The sequence below is a fragment of the Mycolicibacterium pyrenivorans genome (assembly GCF_025821625.1).
Lineage (GTDB): Bacteria > Actinomycetota > Actinomycetes > Mycobacteriales > Mycobacteriaceae > Mycobacterium > Mycobacterium pyrenivorans.
This window is the reverse complement of the sequence record NZ_JACKSH010000248.1, coordinates 31,168-47,613: the sequence shown is the minus strand read 5'-3', so window position 1 is coordinate 47,613 and position 16,446 is coordinate 31,168. Positions and strand designations below refer to the sequence as shown.

Below are 16,446 nucleotides of genomic sequence, written 5' to 3'. Positions count from 1 at the left end.
ACGGCCATCACACCGCCAAATCACTGACCTCGATGATCTACCTCATGCTCGGCGGAATCAGCCCGAAACTCCCCACAACAAGGTGAGGAGTCGCACACGTGTTCGATTATGCCCAAGCCCGCCAACACGCCGACACCCCCTGGATAGCCTGGCCGAATGCTGGGTTTGATGCAGGACCGGCCACTGCTGATCTCGTCGCTGATCGACCACGCGGCGACGTTCCACGCCGACACCGAGATCGTGTCGCGGCTTCCCGAAGGGCACGTTCGGCGCACCACCTGGTCGCTGGTGAGGGACCAGTCGAAGCAGGTCGCCAACGCGCTCGCCGAACTCGGCATCGAACCCGGGGACCGGATCGCGACGCTGGCCTGGAACAGCGATCGTCACCTCGCGCTGTACTTCGGCGTCTCGGGCGCGGGTGCCGTCATGCACACCGTCAACCCACGGCTGTTCGCCGAGCAGATCGTCTACATCATCAACCACGCCGAGGACCGGGTGCTGTTCTTCGACACCACCTTTGCGCAACTGGTGGGTCAGCTGGCTCCCGAACTGAGCTCCGTCGAGACCTACGTCGTGATGGCCGACCGCGAGCACATGCCCGACATCCCGGGAATACCCGAGGGCCGTCTGCGGTCCTGGGAGGAATTCATCGGCGGGCAGTCCACCCACTTTGAGTGGCCCGAGTTCGACGAGCGCAGCGCGTCGTCGCTGTGCTACACCTCGGGCACCACCGGAAACCCCAAGGGTGTTCTCTACTCGCACCGGTCGACGATGCTGCACACCCTGATGATCGCGGCCCGCGACGCCATCGACATCCACAGCGGATCCCGAATCCTGTTGGTGGTGCCGATGTTCCACGCCAATGCGTGGGGCACGCCGTATACTGCGGCGATGGTCGGCGCCACGCTCGTGATGCCGGGACCGCACCTCGACGGCGAATCCGTCTACAACCTCATGAAGTCCGAAGGCGTCAACCAGAGCCAGGGTGTGCCGACGGTGTGGATGATGCTCTTCTCCTACCTCGACGAGCATCCAGAGATCGACCCGCACGAACTCGGCCTATGCGTGGCGGGCACCGGCGGGGCGGCATTGCCCCAGTCGATGATCGAGAGGTTCGCCAGGGATTTCGGGGCCGAGTCGATGCAGGGCTGGGGGATGACCGAGACGAGCCCGCTGTGTGTGATCGGTCGGCTGCTTCCCAAGCACGAGGGACTCTCCGACGAGGAGCGCACCCAGATCAGGCTGAAACAGGGCCGTGGTATCTGGGGCGTGGACCTCAAGATCGTCGACGACGACGGCAACCGACTTCCCTGGGACGGAAAGGCATTCGGCGAGGTCTGGGTGCGGGGGCCGTGGATCGCCAGCGGCTACTTCAAGGGGGAGGGTGGCGAGAAGCTCGACGCCGAGGGTTTCTTTCCCACCGGCGACGTCGCGACCATCGACCCCGATGGCTACCTGCAGCTCGTCGACCGCGCCAAGGATGTCATCAAGTCCGGTGGGGAATGGGTGAGTTCGATCGACCTGGAGAACGCCGCGATGGGTCACCCTGCGGTCGCCGAGGCCGCCGTCATCGGGGTGCCACATCCGAAATGGCAGGAACGGCCGGTGTTGATCGCCGTCCTGCGCAAGGGGTGCAGCGCGACCCGGGAGGAAGTGCTGGAGTATCTGTCGGGCCATGTCGCCAAGTGGTGGCTCCCCGACGACGTGGTGTTCGTCGACGAACTGCCGCATACCGCCACCGGCAAGGTGGTCAAGCTCAAACTGCGTGAGCAGTACCGCGACCACCGGCTTCCGTGAACTCGATGTGCAACTCGGTGAGGCCGCGCAGCAGGAACGTGGGTTCATAGGCGTAATGCCGGCGGTCGGCGGGGCCGTGGACCGACTCGTCGATTCTGATGTCACTCATCCGGTCCAGCAGCCGCCGAACGGTGATCTGTCCCTCGACCCTTGCCAGAGGGGCGCCGGCACAGGTGTGGATACCGCGGCCGAAGGCGATGTGCTCGCGGACGTTCTTGCGCTCCGGCTGGAACTCGTGCGGGTTGTCGAACTTGCGCGGGTCCCGGTTCGCGGCGCCCAGGCACAGCATCACGATCGTCCCGGCCGGCAGGTGTACACCGCCGAGCGTGGTGGTCTTGCGGACAAGCCGGAAGTCGACCTTGGTCGGAGAGTGCATCCGCAGTGACTCCTCGATGAATGTCGTTATGCGTTCTGGACTTTCGCGGAGAAGCTGTTGGTAGTCAGGGCGGTCGCCCAGGGTCTGGACGGCCGCGCTGAGCAGCTTGGTGACGGTTTCCTGGCCCGCCGCGAACAGAAAAGTCGCCGGCTTTGCCACCTCGATGAGCTCCGGGGTCGAGCCGTCGGGGTATGCCGCGGTGGCCATGCCGGACAGCACATCGCCACGCGGTGCCCGGCGCCGCTCGGCCAGGTACCCGGTGAACTTGTCGTCGAGATACTGCAGGGGGTCGAGACCGACCGGCTCGCCGTCGAGGGCGCCCACTCGGGTGCCCCCCGGACGCTCGGCGCCCAAAGCGGCCAGGAACTCGGGCCGATCCTCCTCCGGAACGCCGAGCAGGTCGATGATCGCCGATGTGGCAAAGGGTTTGGCGTATTCAGAGAGGAACTCGCACCTGCCGTTGGCGATGAACTGATCGATCTGGGCGTCGACCAGCTGCCACATGTAGGCCTCGTTCTCCCGGAGGCGGCGGGGCGTCAGCAGCTTGTTCAGCAGTGACCGTGCCCGCTCGTGCGCGGGGGGATCCATGACGACCATGTGCTCGTAGATCGGGAACAGATGGCGGTGCGCCTCGATCTGCTCAGTGATGTCGTCGCCGTCGGGCACGAACGGCAACGGCGGGAAAGGCCCGCCGATGGCGTTCACGGCCGAGAACGAATCATGGTCCTTGAACGCCGCCAGCACTTCCTGGTAGCCGGTCACTGCGACGACACCGTAATGCGGCTCCCGGGTCACCGGGCCCTGTTCGCGCAGGTGGTCCCAGTACTCATAGGGGTCCTGGCTGATGGCTTGGTCGGAGAAGTAGTCCACTGATGCGAGATCGGTCATGGACGGCCATCCTTTCAGTGAACTGGTCGATCGATCAGAATGCTAGAATGCGCCATGCCTACCACGGTTTTCGAGGCACGGTCAAGCAACGACCGTGCGGAGGGCCACTGAATGGCGTCCCCGCCCAAGGCCCGTGACGCCGGCGCGCGCCAGCGGCTGATCGAGGCGACGGCAAAGATCATGGCGGACGAGGGTTATGCCGCTGCGACCTCCCGGCGGGTGGCCGCAGCGGCCGGAGTCAAGCAGGCGCTGGTCTACTACTACTTTCCGACGATGGACGACCTCTACGTGGAGGTGCTGCGAACAGGTGCGGAGACCTCACTGGAGCGCATGCGGACCGCGCTCACCGACGAGGATCCGCTGCGGACATTGTGGATGATCAACTCCGACTTGCGAATGACCGGTTTGAACACCGAGTTCATGGCGCTGGCCAATCACCGCAAGGCGATTCGCGCGGAACTGAGGGCCTACGCGGAACGGGTCCGCGATATCGAGACCGCGGCGGTCACGGTCGCCCTCCGCGCGAACGGTGTCGACCTCGACGTCCATCCCCCGGTGGTGGTCTCGATGCTGATCGCCCAGATCGCGCGGAGTCTGTGCAACGAGAGCGCAGTCGGGGTCACCCTGGGGCACGACGAGATGCGTGCCTACGTCGACCGCATGTTGGCGCTGCTGGTCACCACAACAGGTGGTTGACACCGGCGGCCATCGATGTCACGATCCTGATCGGTCGACAAAGATTGGTCAGCGGATCGAAATCGAGGTGGGCACATGGGTGGTCGGGTCGAGGGCAAGGTTGCGTTCATCAGCGGCGCGGCTCGGGGACAGGGCCGCAGTCACGCGGTGCGCCTCGCAGAGGAGGGTGCCGACATCATCGCCGTCGACATCTGCGGGCCGGTCAGCAGCCACACCGACATCCCGCCCGCGACACCCGACGACCTGGCCGAGACCGCGGATCTGGTCAAGGGGCTGAATCGCCGGATCGTCACCGCGGAGGTCGACGTGCGCGACTACGCCGCGGTGAAGGCCATCGTGGACTCCGGTGTGGAGCAGTTGGGCCGTCTGGACATCGTCGTCGCCAACGCCGGCATCGGCAACGGTGGGCAGACCCTCGACAAGACCAGTGAAGCCGACTGGGGTGACATGATCGACGTCAACCTGTCGGGCGTCTGGAAGACTGTCAAAGCCGCTGTCCCGCATCTGTTGTCGGGTGGACGCGGCGGCTCCGTCATCCTCACCAGCTCGGTGGGTGGTCTCAAGCCCTACCCGCACACCGGTCACTACATCGCCGCCAAGCACGGGGTGATCGGATTGATGCGTACCTTCGCCGTCGAACTGGGACAGCATTCGATCCGCGTGAACGCCGTCTGCCCGACCAACGTGAACACGCCGCTGTTCATGAACGAGGGAACGATGAAGCTGTTCCGACCGGACCTCGAGAATCCCGGTCCGGACGACCTCGCCGTCGCGGCGCAGTTCATGCACGTCCTCCCGGTCGGATGGGTGGAGCCGGTCGACATCAGCAATGCCGTGCTGTTCCTGGCGTCAGACGAAGCACGGTACATCACCGGTCTGCCCCTCACCGTCGACGCGGGCAGCATGCTGAAATAGCGGCCTCCGCAGCCCTTTCGAAAGTCACCATGCAACTTGTGTTCAACCTTCCCCACATGCTGCGGCTCAAGGCGATGTCGCAACCGTGGGAGCAATCGGTGACCGGCGCCGACCAGACCCGGATGGCGAAGTGCGCAGATGCGTGGGGCTACGACATGATCGCCGTGCCGGAGCATTTCGTGATCCCGAAGCAGCACGTGGAGTTGTCGGGTCCGCACTATCTGCAGTCCACCGTGGCTCAGGCGTACCTCGCGGGCGCGACCGAACGGATCCGGCTCAACTCCTGTATCACCGTGTTGCCGCTGCAACATCCGATCGTTCTGGCAAAGGCGCTGGCGACCGCCGACTGGATGAGCAGCGGCAGGATGATGGTGACCTTCGGAGTGGGTTGGCTTGAGGGTGAATTCGAGGCGCTCGGCGTCCCGTTCCGCGAACGCGGGCGCATGGCTGACGAGTACCTCGCGGTGATCAAGGAGTTGTGGACCAGCGACACTCCCCGGTTCGACGGGAAGTACGTTTCCTTCGAGGAGGTCGCCTTCGAGCCCAAGCCGGTCCAGAAACCGCATCTGCCGATCTGGATAGGAGGGGACGCCGATGCGGCGCTACGGCGGGCCGCAAAGTTCGCCTCGGGATGGTGGTCATTCCTCACCCCGCCGGAGAAGATCGCCGAGCGTGTGGACTTCATCAAATCCCAGTCCCACTACGACGGCCGGCCCTTCGACGTCGTGCACGGACTCGGCACGACCCGAGTGGGCGAGGGCCACACGGTCCGAGAGGACCCGCACGGTCGTCCCGGGATGAGCGCGACAGAGATCGTCGACCGCCTGAATTGGCTCGGCGCACAGGGCGTGACCGTCAGTGCGGTGCCGATCCCGCCGGTCAGCGGCGTCGACGAGTACCTCGACTACGCGCAGTGGGTGATCGAGGAGATCAAACCCCAGGTGGCCTGACCTCGGCGGTTCTCTTCAGGGTCTCCGAGATCTCCTCGATCGACCACGGCGGTGAGCTGTGGTGATCCCGATAGGCCAGGATCGCGGGTGTCGGCCGGTCGAACCGCCCGACGAAACCGCCTGCGGCGATGAAGATCTGGCCCGTCACGTCCTTTGCGAGATCACTGGCGAGGTAGGCGTAGGTGGGTGCGACGTACTCCGGCGGTGCCGCGTCGAGCGCACCCTGCATGCTGACCTCGTCCAGCAGGCCCCGCCGGTTGAGTTCGGCGATGTGTGCCTCGTAGTCCGGCCCGGTCGACAGCCTGGTCTTCGCACCGGGGCACACCACGTTCGCCCGCACGCCGTGCTCCTTGAGCTCGGCGGCGATCGCCAGCGTCAGGCCGTTGACCGCGCCCTTGCCCGCCGGATAGCCGGTGCCACCGTAATCGCCGAGGAAGGCGAAAGAGCTGGTGTTGACGATCGCGCCGCCACCCTGGGCCACCATGCGGGGCGCCGCCGCACGGCACATCTGGAACGTGGTGCCCAGGTGGGCGTCGAGCAGTTGGTGGAACTGCTCGGTCGTGATGTTGAGGATCGAGGATCCGACCGGCTCGGCGGTGCCCGCGCAGTTGATCAGGATGTCGATGCGGCCGAAGTGGTGAACACACGTGTCGACCAGCGCATCGGCGACTGCCGCGACTGCGGCCGAGCCGGGATGCGCAACGGCTCGGGGAACGCGTCGGGCCGCTTGCGTGGCCGCCGCCCCGTCCCGTCCGTTGATCACGACTCCGGCGCCGTGAGCGGCCAGCAGCTCGGCGACCGCGAAACCGACCCCGCGGGTGCCGCCGACGACGACCGCGCCACGGCCCGCGAGAATCTCAGAGGATGCTGCGCTAATCCTGCGTCTCCGTTTGGGTGAACGTCATTGCGTCCATGTTCCAGTAGCCGCGCAGGTTGGTGATGAGCCCGGCATCGTCGACGCGGTAGGTGAACACCCCCCGCACCGTCGCCACGAAACCATTGGGGAACGTGGTCTCCAGCACCAGGATGTAGGCGATCTCCGTCGGGCTGCTCGACGGGAACGTCTCCTCGCACGTGATCCGCAGCTGGTTGGGGCCGATGTTCGCGTCGTAGAAGGCGGCCAGCGCCGCCTTCCCGCGCACGCCCGTGCCGTCGGGGTTGGTGACGGCCTCGCCGATCGGATCCTCGACGACGACGTCCTCGGACATCAGCGCGAGCCAGCCCTCCCTGTCACCGGACTGCACGCATCGCCACGAGTTCCGCGATGCCGCGACCACCGGCGACAGTTCGGCGGTGTCAGTCATGTCACTCCTTCTTTCGCCGGAATTGCATTCCAGCAGGGATCCGCTCGAACTCTGGCTGCTGGAATGCAATTCCGCGGGAGGGTGGGGTTACCGATCGGCGTCGGTGTAGCGGATGACGCCGCGGATGTTCCTGCCCTCGAGCATGTCCTTGTAGCCCTCGTTGATCTGCTCCAGCTTGTACTGCCGGGTGACCATGTCGTCGAGGTTGAGCCGCCCGGCCTTGTACATCGACAGCAGCTGCGGGATGTCGTGGTGCGGGTTGCCGCCACCGAAGATGGTGCCCTGCAGGTTCTTCTGCAGCAGGGTCAGCATCGCCAGGTTCAACGTGACCGTCGACTCCATCATGTTGGCCACGGCGGTGACGACGCAGGTGCCGCCCTTCGCGGTCAGGTTGAGGTAGTGGTCGATGTCCTCGCCCTTGAGCTCACCGGTGGTGATGATCGTCTTACCGGCCATCTGACCGTGGGTGACCTCGGCGATACCCATCATCGCGGTGGCGAGGTCGGGGTAGACGTGTGTCGCGCCGAACTTGAGCGCCTGATCGCGCTTCCACTCGACCGGGTCGATCGCGAAGACGTTGCGGGCGCCGGCGATCACCGCGCCCTGCAGGGCGCCCATGCCGACGCCGCCGATCCCGGCGATGGCCACGTCGTCACCCGGGCGGACGTCCGCGCTGCGGACCGCCGAGCCGTAACCGGTGGTCACGCCGCAGCCGACCAGGCAGGCCACCTCGAACGGGACGGACGGGTCGATCTTCACGACCGAGCTCTTGTGGACGACCATGTACGGGCTGAAGGTGCCCAGCAGCGTCATCGGGATGACGGGCTTTCCGTTGGCGGTCACGCGGTGGGTTCCGTCCGAGACGGCGGTACCGGTGAGCAGCAGGGCACCCAGGTCGCACAGGTTGCGCTTGCCGCTCTGACACGTCGGGCACTCACCGCACGACGGGATGAACGACAGCACCACGTGATCTCCGGGGGCGACGTTCTCCACGCCCGGCCCGACCTCGGTCACGACGCCCGCGCCCTCGTGTCCGCCCAGTACCGGGAAACCGGCCATCGGGATGTCACCGGTGACCAGGTGATGGTCGGAGTGACACATGCCCGAGGCTTCCATCTGGATCTTGACCTCGTCCTTGACGGGGTCACCGATCTCGATCTCCTCGATCGACCACGGCTGGTTGAAATCCCAGATCAGAGCGCCTTTGGTCTTCATATCTCCTGCTTTCGACTAGAGCCCGTAGCTCAAGACTAGAGGCTCTAGTTAGCCATATCACGGTCCCCCCAAGCAACCGCTTGGGTGGGAGCTACCAGATCGGGGTCGGCGCCTCGCCGAGCGGGTAATACCCGGGCAGCTTCTCGCCGGCCAGGGAGCGCTCGATGCGCTTCTGCATGGTCGGGGTCAGGTCGCCGGACTCGATGAGTTTGGCGTACCCCTTCGCCACGTGACCGAAGTCGAAGAAGTCCCGTTGCCACTCGATCAGCAGCTGATCGTTGAGGCGGAACCAGCTGCCGCCGATGCCGTAGATCTCGTCGCGGGTGCCGTCGCTCCTGTTGGCGATCTGCTTCCAGAAGCCGACGATCTCGTTCTGCTTCTCGTCGATCAGCACCTTCTGGTACTCGTAGACCCAGTTCTCCAGGCCTTCCATCTCCAGGCCCAATGCGATCTCGGCTATTTCTTCTTTGCCGACGCACATGACGTCTTCCTTGGGGCCGATGTTCCAGCCGTAGGTGGCGTCGTCGGTGTAGAAGTCGGCCAACGGCTTCCAGTCGCCGACCTTCTCGGCGTCCTGGTTGGCCTTGAGCCAGCGGTCGGTCCAGTTCTCCAGTTCTTCACGTGACGCCATTGTCATTGCTCCTTCTTCTCCACGATGGTCAGTGCCCGGGTCGGGCACATCTCGACGGCTCGTTCGACGTCCTCACGGAGGTCGTCGGGTGGTTCCGGGTCGGTGATCTCGACGATCCCGCGCTTGGGCACGCTGAAGACATCGGGGGCTTCCAGTTCACACATGGCGTGGCCCTGGCACAGGTCGGCGTCGACCTCGACTCGATAAGATCCCACAGCAGCCTCCTTCGAACTCAGCCCTTCACGCGCCTGCGGTAGCGCACCTTCGCCGGCCTGGCCAGCTGCACGACCATCTTGGAGTGATCGTTGCGGTAGCTCTCCGGCGGCTGAGCCATCTCGAACTCGTACTCGCGCAGCAACACCGAGAAGATCGCCTTGATCTGCATCTGGGCGAACGCGGCGCCCACGCAACGGTGTTTGCCTGCGCCGAACGGGATCCAGGTCCAGCGATTGATCAGGTCTTCCTGCCTCGGCTTCTCGTAGCGGTCGGGGTCGAAAGCGTCGGGGTCCGGGAAGTCTTCGGGGATCCGGTTGGAGATCGCCGGTGAGGCGGCGACCATCTGGCCCTTGTGGATCGGATGGCCCGCCACCTCGAACTCGTCCTGGGCCACCCGCATCAGGATGATCAGCGGCGGATGCAGCCGCAGGGTCTCCTTGAGAGCATTGTCCAACTTCGGAATCTGGCGCAGCGCATGGAAACTCACCTCCTGACCGTCGGCGTAGAGGTCGTCGAGCTCCTGCTGGACCTGAGCGTAGAAGTCGGGGTGGCGCAGCATTTCGATCAGCGTCCACGACGAGGTCCCGGAACTGGTGTGGTGCCCGGCGAACATCAGCGAGATGAACATGCCGGTGACCTCGTTGGCCGAGAAGCGGGGGTTGCCGTCCTCGTCCTTGATCGAGACCAGCACGTCGAGCAGGTCGCGATCGCTCTTGTCCTTGGGCGGGTTGGCGATTCGGCCGTGCATGACCTCCTGCACCAACTCGACCAGGTTGGCCCGGGCCTCGTCGCGGATGCGGAAGCTCTCGATCGGCAGGTACGGATCGACGTAGCAGAGCGGATCGGTGCCGCGCTCGAGCAGGTGGTAGTACTCGGCGAACCGGTGGTCGAGCTGGTTGCGGAACTTCAGCCCGATCAGGCACGCCGTCGAGGTGTAGATCGTCAGCTCGGAGAAGAAGTCCAGCAGCTCGATCTCGCCTTCGTCGCCCCAGCCGGCGATCATCCTGCGGACCTCGGCCTCGATCGTGGCGGCATGGCCCTTCATCTGCTCGCCGCGCAGCGCGGTGTTGTGCAGCATCTCGGCCCGGCGCTCGGGGTCGGCGTCGAACACCACGCCCTCGCCGAAGATCGGCGTCATGAACGGGTAGGCCTCGGCCTGGTTGAGCTCGCTGTCGCTGGAGCGGAAGAAGAACTCGTTGGCCTCCGCGCCGGACAACAGCACCACCTGCTTGTCGGCGAGCTGGAACCAGCCGACGTCCCCGCACTCCTCGCGGATGCGCTTCATCAGGCCGATCGGGTCGGTCCGGAACTCCTCGAGGTGGCCGTGTTCCTCTTCGCCACCGGAGACACGGGGCACTATCGCAGTGGTCATGAGTCCTGTTCCTTTCCCCCGGTCGCTTCGCTCCTACCCCCAGGGAATGCTTCCTCGTCGACTTTCAGTTTCTGGCGATCCTTGTTCGTCGCCAACGGGGCTTCGGGCTGAAGCTCCATATTCGCGATGAAGCCGCCCCGTGGGGTCTCGGCGACGAACGTGATGGCCCTCGCGAGGTCGGCCGCCCGAAGGAAATAGTCGTGGCGGGCCTGACCCCACTTGGCCCAATCCTCGAGCGCGGGACCGATCAGCTCGGCGGGCAGGCTCCAGCCCATCGAGGTCTTGGTCGGGCCGGGATGCACGATCGACGCGCGCACGCCGGTGCCCTCGAGTTCCATCTGGAAATTGGTGACCATCGCGACCAGTGCCGCCTTGGCCGCCCCGTAGGCGCCCATGTGTGGCCGCTGACGCAGTGCGACATCGGAACCCACGAAGATCAGATCGCCACGCTGGCGTTCGATCATGCCGGGAAGCACCGCACCGGCCACCCGGTTGGCGCCGATCAGGTGGATCTGGATCTGCGACTCGAACTGCTCGGTGCTGATGGAGTCCAGCTTGCCGAAGTACGTATCGCCCGCGCCGGCGACAAGCACCTCGATCTCGCCGAGCTCGGATGTCGTCTGCTCGACACAGGCCTTGACCGAGTCGGGGTCGGTGACGTCGAGGTGCACCGCGATGGCTTCACCGCCGTCGGCGCGGATCTGGTCGACCAGCTCCTGGCACTTCTCCACCCGGCGCGCCCCCAGCGCCACCGGAAAACCATGGGCGGCAAGGTCTATGGCCGTCGCGGCGCCGATCCCGGAGGAGGCGCCGGCCACCAGCGCCGGTCGGCGGTCGGGTAAAGGTTCAAAACGAGGCATCGCAGACCTTTCGGGCCGTTCTAGCGGGCCGTGACGGTAATCGGAAGATGGGCGAATCCGCGCACATTGCTGGAGTGGACGCGGACGGCGTTGGCCTCGTCGACCTCGTATCCACGGATCCGCTTGAACAACTCGGCCAGCGCCACCCGCGCCTCCATCCGCGCGAGGTGCGCGCCGAGGCAGAAGTGGGCGCCACTGCCGAAACTCATGAGCTTGGAACCGATGTCCCGTCCGATGAGGTAGTCGTTCGGGTTCTCGAAGACCCGCTCGTCGCGGTGCGCCGAACCCGGAAGTAGAAGCACCACATCGCCTTCGGGGATCGTGGTGTCGTACAACGTGAGCTCGCCGGACACCATCCGGGCCAGGATCTGGCTGGAGGTGTCGTAGCGCAGGGTCTCCTCGACCCACAAGGGGACACGGCTCAGATCCTCGTAGATCGGGCTGAGCTGGCCGGGGTTCTTGTGCCCCCAGAATGCGGCATTGGCAAGGAGTTTGGTGGTGGTCTCGTTGCCTGCGATCACCATGAGGAACATGAAGCCGATGATTTCCTCGTCGGTCAGCCGGTCGCCGTCGATCTCGGCCTCCAGCAGCGCCGACGTCAGATCGTCGGTGAGCTTCTTGCGTCTCTCGGCGACCATGTCCTGGTAGTACACGATCAGGTTCAGAGACGCCTCGATCGCCGCGGCGGGCACGTCGTTGACCCCGTCCTCGCGGTGCATGACCCCGTCGGCCCAGGCCCGCACCTGGTCGCGGTCGGCCACCGGCACGCCCATCAGTTCGGAGATGACGTCCATCGGGAGCTTGCCCGCGAATTCGGCCACGTAGTCAACGGTCGAGCCGACGGCCGCTCTCTCGAGCATCACGTCGAGATGCTGCACCGCGATCTCGGTGACCCTGGGCTCCAGCTCACGGATCCGACGGGGGGTGAAGCCCTTCGACACCAACGTCCGCAGCCGCAGGTGGTCGGGATCGTCCATCGCCAGGAAGGACATGGTCTTCGACGCGTGGGGTCCGCGGGACACCGGGTCGAGCGAGACACCCTCACGGTTGGACAGCGTGGTGCTGTTGCGGAAGCCCTGCAGCACGTCCCGGTGCCGGGACAGCGCCCAGAAGCCGAGTTCGGAATTGCGGTACAGCGGGGCCTCGTCGCGCAGCCGTTGGTAGTAGGGGTACGGATCCTCGTGGAAGTCGTAGTCGTACGGGTCGAGGATGACGTCGCTCATCGCGCCGCTGTTGGTGGTCATCGGTCCTCCCCGACGATGAGGCCGACCACGTAGCTCAAGCGGTCGGCGATCTGGTGATAGGTGAATGCGCCGCTGCCGGCGTTGACCAGCGCGCCGAAGAACGTCATCTCCAGGGCGGCCAGCGTCCGTGGATCCGCGTCGGGGCCGACGGCCGCGCGGATACGTCGATGGATCTCGCTGCCGATGCGCTCGCGCACCGCGCGCACGGCGGCGTCGTTGCCCGACAGCAGCGCCGTGGTGCACGCGGCGGCCACCTCGGGTTCGTCGGCGAGGGTCAGCGTCATTGCGCGCAGGGTCTTCTCGACGCGGCTGGTCCTGCTGTCGTTGACGTCGGTGAAGTACTCCACCTGCTGCATGAGATCGAGATAGACCTCTGCGATCAGGTGGTTCTTCGACGAGAAGTAGGTGTACGCGGTCGCGGGCGCCACCTTGGCCCGCGCGGCGACCGCGCGCACCGTCAGGTCGGCGTAGGACGACTCGCGCAGCATCTCGATGCCGGCGGTGAGGACTTTACGAAAGGTCTCTTCCTGCCGTCGGTTACGAGGCGTTTGCCGCGGTTGATCTGCGATCGCGGCAACAGCATCACTGGACACATGTCCAAGTTATCGGAAACAGCGGTCCGCAGGCAAGTGAAACATTCAAACCGCAGGTTAAGCCGGATAAATGGGCGGCTATCCGACCCGGACCTTGCCTCGTGCGGCGATCTGGGGCTATCGTTCGAAAGAAATCAGCCGGACAGTTGTCCAGGCATCACAGACAGGAGGTCGGATGGCAATCCTGGCCGATCGCGAGAGCCGGCTGCTCATCGACGGCAAGCTCGTCGCAGGCAGCTCGGGCACGTTCCCCACCGTCAACCCCGCGACCGAGGAGACGCTCGGTGTCGCCGCCGACGCGAGCGTCGAGGACATGAGCACGGCGATCGGCGCGGCGCGGCGGGCCTTCGACGAGACGGACTGGTCGACCAACACCGAGTTGCGGGTGCGCTGCATCCGTCAGCTCCAGGAAGCGCTGACCAAGCACACCGAAGAGCTGCGGGAGCTGACCATCGCCGAAGTGGGCGCTCCGAGGATGCTCACGTCGGCCGCTCAGCTGGAAGGGCCGGTCGCCGATCTGTCGTTCTCGGCCGATACCGCCGAGAACTACCAGTGGCGAACCGATCTCGGTATCGCATCGCCGATGGGCATCAAGAGCCAGCGCACCATCGCCCGCGAGGCCATCGGCGTCGTCGGAGCGATCACCCCGTGGAACTTCCCCCATCAGATCAACCTCGCCAAGATCGGGCCTGCGCTGGCCGCGGGTAACACCGTCGTCCTCAAGCCCGCGCCGGACACCCCATGGTGTGCCGCGGTGCTCGGCGACCTCGTCACCGAGCACACCGACATCCCCGCGGGGGTGCTCAACATCGTCACTTCCAGCGATCACGGCGTCGGCGCGCTGCTGTCGAAAGATCCTCGGGTGGACATGGTTTCGTTCACCGGGTCGACCGCGACCGGCCGGGCGGTGATGTCCGAAGGGGCCGCCACGCTGAAGAAGGTGTTCCTGGAACTCGGCGGCAAGTCGGCGTTCCTGGTCCTCGACGACGCCGACCTGGCGGGCGCCTGCTCGATGGCGGCGTTCACCGCGTCGATGCACGCCGGCCAGGGCTGCGCGATCACCACCCGTCTGCTCGTGCCCCGGGCTCGGTACGACGAGGCGGTCGAGGCCGCCGCGGCGACGATGGGCGGGCTCAAGCCGGGCGACCCGACCAAGCCGGGCACGATCTGCGGGCCGGTGATCTCGGCCCGTCAGCGTGACCGCATCCAGGGCTACCTGGACTCCGCCATCGCTGAGGGCGGCCGGTTCGCCTGTGGCGGTGGCCGCCCCGCAGACCGCGACACCGGCTTCTTCATCGAGCCCACGGTGATCGCCGGACTGGACAACAACGCGAAGGTGGCCCGCGAGGAGATCTTCGGCCCGGTGCTGACGGTGATCGCCCACGACGGCGACGACGACGCGGTCCGGATCGCCAACGACTCGCCGTACGGTCTGTCGGGCACCGTGTTCTCGCCCGACCTCGAGCGGGCCAACGCGGTGGCCGCGCGGTTGCGGGTCGGCACGGTGAACATCAACGGCGGCGTCTGGTATTCGGCGGACATGCCGTTCGGCGGTTACAAGCAATCCGGGATCGGCCGGGAGATGGGGCTCGCGGGTTTCGAGGAGTACCTCGAGATCAAAGCGATTGCCACGGCAGCGAACTAGACATGGTGACGAGTGTTGGGTTGAGGCGCGCCGTAGCCGCAACACCGTGCACAAATCCAACATTCGGCGGATAGAGAGGGATCGGTATGGGTCTTTATGGTGATCAGTTCAAGGAGAAGGTGGCCATCGTCACCGGCGCAGGGGGCGGCATCGGCCAGGCCTATGCGGAGGCGCTCGCCCGTGAGGGCGCCGCGGTGGTGGTCGCCGACATCAACACCGAGGGTGCGCAGAAGGTCGCCGACGGTGTCAAAGGCGAGGGCGGCAACGCGCTGGCCGTGCGCGTCGACGTGTCCGACCCGGATTCGGCCAAGGAGATGGCGGCGCAGACGCTCTCGGAGTTCGGCGGCATCGACTACCTGGTGAACAACGCCGCGATCTTCGGTGGGATGAAGCTCGACTTCCTCATCACCGTCGACTGGGACTACTACAAGAAGTTCATGAGCGTGAACATGGACGGCGCGCTGGTCTGCACGCGGGCGGTGTACCGCAAGATGGCCAAGCGGGGCGGCGGCGCGATCGTCAACCAGTCCTCGACGGCGGCCTGGTTGTATTCGAACTTCTACGGGCTGGCCAAGGTCGGCATCAACGGCCTGACCCAGCAGTTGGCCACCGAACTCGGCGGCCAGAACATCCGCGTCAACGCGATCGCGCCTGGGCCCATCGACACCGAGGCCAACCGCACCACCACGCCGCAGGAGATGGTCGCCGACATCGTGAAGGGGATCCCGCTGTCCCGTATGGGTCAGCCCGAGGACCTCGTCGGCATGCTGCTGTTCCTGCTGTCGGATCAGGCGAAGTGGATCACCGGCCAGATCTTCAATGTCGACGGCGGACAGATCATCAGATGACCGACGAGCGCTCGCGCGAGGAACAGACCGGCACCGAGCTGAAGCTGGGGTACATCGGGCTGGGTAACCAGGGGTTGCCGATGGCCAAGCGGCTCGTCGACTGGCCCGGCGGCCTGATCGTCTTCGACGTTCGCACCGACGCGATGACTCCGCTGGCGGAACTGGGAGCGACGCTGGCCGACAGCGTCGCCGACGTTGCCGAAGCCGACGTCATCAGCGTCACCGTCCTCACCGACGAGCAGGTGCGCGACGTGGTCGGTGAACTCGCCGCACACGCCGACCAGGGCACCGTCATCGCGATCCATTCCACGATCGAGCCCGGTACGGCGGGCGAGCTTGCCGAGCAGCTGCGGCCCAAGGGGGTTCGCATCGTCGACGCTCCGGTCAGCGGCGGGGCGGGAGCGGCCGACAAGGGTGAGCTGGCCGTGATGGTCGGCGCCGACGAGGATGCCTACGCCTTGGTCAAACCGGTGTTCAAGAAGTGGGCCTCGATGGTGGTCCGTGCCGGCGAGCCGGGCGCGGGGACCCGGATGAAGCTGGCCCGAAACATGCTGACGTTCATCGGTTTCGCGGCAGCGTGTGAGGCGCAGAAGCTAGCCGAGGCAGCAGGGATCGACCTGCAGAAGCTGGGACGGGTGGTACGGCACAGCGACGCACAGAGCGGTGGACCCGGCGCGATCATGGCCCGCGACGACACCAAACCGCTGCAGCCCGACCACTTCCTCTACGACATGTTCGTCCACACCCGCGGTCTGGCCGAGAAGGACCTGCGGCTGGCGCTGGGACTCGGCGAGGCGACTGGAGTCGAGCTGCCTCTGGCGGAGATTGCGTTGCGCGACCTGGCCGCCGGACTCGGTGTGCCGCACACGACCTCACACGGCGACGAGGGCTAAGAA

General features: G+C 65.8%; 17 protein-coding genes. 7 read left to right on the top strand and 10 right to left on the bottom strand.

Features of this window, described 5'->3' with window-relative positions:
• Positions 1–156 precede the first annotated feature (156 nt).
• Positions 157–1,797 carry a long-chain-fatty-acid--CoA ligase gene (locus H7I57_RS26865; protein WP_264027352.1) on the top strand — a complete coding sequence of 547 codons (1,641 nt, stop codon included), beginning with the start codon at positions 157–159 and terminating at the stop codon, positions 1,795–1,797.
• On the opposite strand, the gene H7I57_RS26860 is transcribed toward H7I57_RS26865, so the two are convergent.
• Positions 1,757–3,061, bottom strand: coding sequence for a cytochrome P450 (locus tag H7I57_RS26860; protein ID WP_264027350.1), 1,305 nt, complete (start codon positions 3,059–3,061; stop codon positions 1,757–1,759). The two genes, H7I57_RS26865 and H7I57_RS26860, sit on opposite strands and share 41 nt — an antisense overlap.
• 111 nt (positions 3,062–3,172) lie before the next feature.
• On the opposite strand from H7I57_RS26860, the gene H7I57_RS26855 reads away from it, so the two are divergent.
• The 3 genes from H7I57_RS26855 to H7I57_RS26845 all read left to right on the top strand — a co-directional run bounded on the left by H7I57_RS26855 (position 3,173) and on the right by H7I57_RS26845 (position 5,622).
• A complete protein-coding gene (locus H7I57_RS26855; protein ID WP_264027348.1) occupies positions 3,173–3,757 on the top strand; it encodes a TetR/AcrR family transcriptional regulator in 585 nt (194 codons plus the stop codon).
• Between the two features lie 75 nt (positions 3,758–3,832).
• Positions 3,833–4,672, top strand: coding sequence for a mycofactocin-coupled SDR family oxidoreductase (locus H7I57_RS26850; RefSeq protein ID WP_264027347.1), 840 nt, complete (start codon positions 3,833–3,835; stop codon positions 4,670–4,672).
• Positions 4,673–4,701: 29 nt separating this feature from the next.
• Complete coding sequence (locus H7I57_RS26845) at positions 4,702–5,622, top strand: TIGR03619 family F420-dependent LLM class oxidoreductase (RefSeq protein ID WP_264027345.1); 921 nt, start codon at positions 4,702–4,704, stop codon at positions 5,620–5,622.
• Here H7I57_RS26845 and H7I57_RS26840 read toward each other — a convergent pair.
• From H7I57_RS26840 to H7I57_RS26800, 9 genes are all read right to left on the bottom strand, one after another.
• On the bottom strand, positions 5,603–6,478 hold the full coding sequence (locus H7I57_RS26840; RefSeq protein ID WP_264027355.1) for an SDR family NAD(P)-dependent oxidoreductase: 876 nt from the start codon (positions 6,476–6,478) through the stop codon (positions 5,603–5,605). The two genes, H7I57_RS26845 and H7I57_RS26840, sit on opposite strands and share 20 nt — an antisense overlap.
• 16 nt (positions 6,479–6,494) lie before the next feature.
• Complete coding sequence (locus H7I57_RS26835) at positions 6,495–6,926, bottom strand: nuclear transport factor 2 family protein (RefSeq protein WP_264027343.1); 432 nt, start codon at positions 6,924–6,926, stop codon at positions 6,495–6,497.
• 87 nt (positions 6,927–7,013) lie between these two features.
• Positions 7,014–8,141 carry an NDMA-dependent alcohol dehydrogenase gene (locus H7I57_RS26830; protein ID WP_264027342.1) on the bottom strand — a complete coding sequence of 376 codons (1,128 nt, stop codon included), beginning with the start codon at positions 8,139–8,141 and terminating at the stop codon, positions 7,014–7,016.
• A gap of 91 nt (positions 8,142–8,232) precedes the next feature.
• Complete coding sequence (locus H7I57_RS26825; protein ID WP_372510446.1) at positions 8,233–8,772, bottom strand: nuclear transport factor 2-like protein; 540 nt, start codon at positions 8,770–8,772, stop codon at positions 8,233–8,235.
• Positions 8,773–8,774: 2 nt separating this feature from the next.
• The gene (locus tag H7I57_RS26820; RefSeq protein WP_264027340.1) at positions 8,775–8,987 is read right to left on the bottom strand and encodes a ferredoxin; all 213 of its coding nucleotides are present in this window, start codon (positions 8,985–8,987) and stop codon (positions 8,775–8,777) included.
• 17 nt (positions 8,988–9,004) lie between these two features.
• Positions 9,005–10,360 (bottom strand): lanosterol 14-alpha demethylase, encoded by a 1,356-nt coding sequence (cyp51, locus tag H7I57_RS26815; protein ID WP_264027339.1) that lies wholly within the window; start codon positions 10,358–10,360, stop codon positions 9,005–9,007.
• Complete coding sequence (locus tag H7I57_RS26810; protein WP_264027338.1) at positions 10,357–11,220, bottom strand: SDR family oxidoreductase; 864 nt, start codon at positions 11,218–11,220, stop codon at positions 10,357–10,359. The genes cyp51 and H7I57_RS26810 overlap by 4 nt, the downstream gene beginning before the upstream one ends.
• 20 nt (positions 11,221–11,240) lie before the next feature.
• Entirely contained in the window at positions 11,241–12,464 is a 1,224-nt protein-coding gene (locus H7I57_RS26805) for a cytochrome P450 (protein ID WP_264027337.1), read from the bottom strand.
• The gene (locus H7I57_RS26800) at positions 12,461–13,057 is read right to left on the bottom strand and encodes a TetR/AcrR family transcriptional regulator (RefSeq protein WP_264027335.1); all 597 of its coding nucleotides are present in this window, start codon (positions 13,055–13,057) and stop codon (positions 12,461–12,463) included. The genes H7I57_RS26805 and H7I57_RS26800 overlap by 4 nt, the downstream gene beginning before the upstream one ends.
• A gap of 175 nt (positions 13,058–13,232) precedes the next feature.
• On the opposite strand from H7I57_RS26800, the gene H7I57_RS26795 reads away from it, so the two are divergent.
• From H7I57_RS26795 to H7I57_RS26785, 3 genes are all read left to right on the top strand, one after another.
• Positions 13,233–14,702, top strand: a complete 1,470-nt coding sequence (locus H7I57_RS26795; RefSeq protein WP_264027332.1) for an aldehyde dehydrogenase — start codon at positions 13,233–13,235, stop codon at positions 14,700–14,702.
• An 86-nt stretch (positions 14,703–14,788) separates the two neighbouring features.
• Positions 14,789–15,550 (top strand): SDR family oxidoreductase, encoded by a 762-nt coding sequence (locus H7I57_RS26790; protein ID WP_264027331.1) that lies wholly within the window; start codon positions 14,789–14,791, stop codon positions 15,548–15,550.
• The gene (locus tag H7I57_RS26785; RefSeq protein ID WP_264027330.1) at positions 15,547–16,443 is read left to right on the top strand and encodes an NAD(P)-dependent oxidoreductase; all 897 of its coding nucleotides are present in this window, start codon (positions 15,547–15,549) and stop codon (positions 16,441–16,443) included. Before H7I57_RS26790 ends, H7I57_RS26785 begins: the two co-directional genes overlap by 4 nt.
• Positions 16,444–16,446 lie beyond the last annotated feature (3 nt).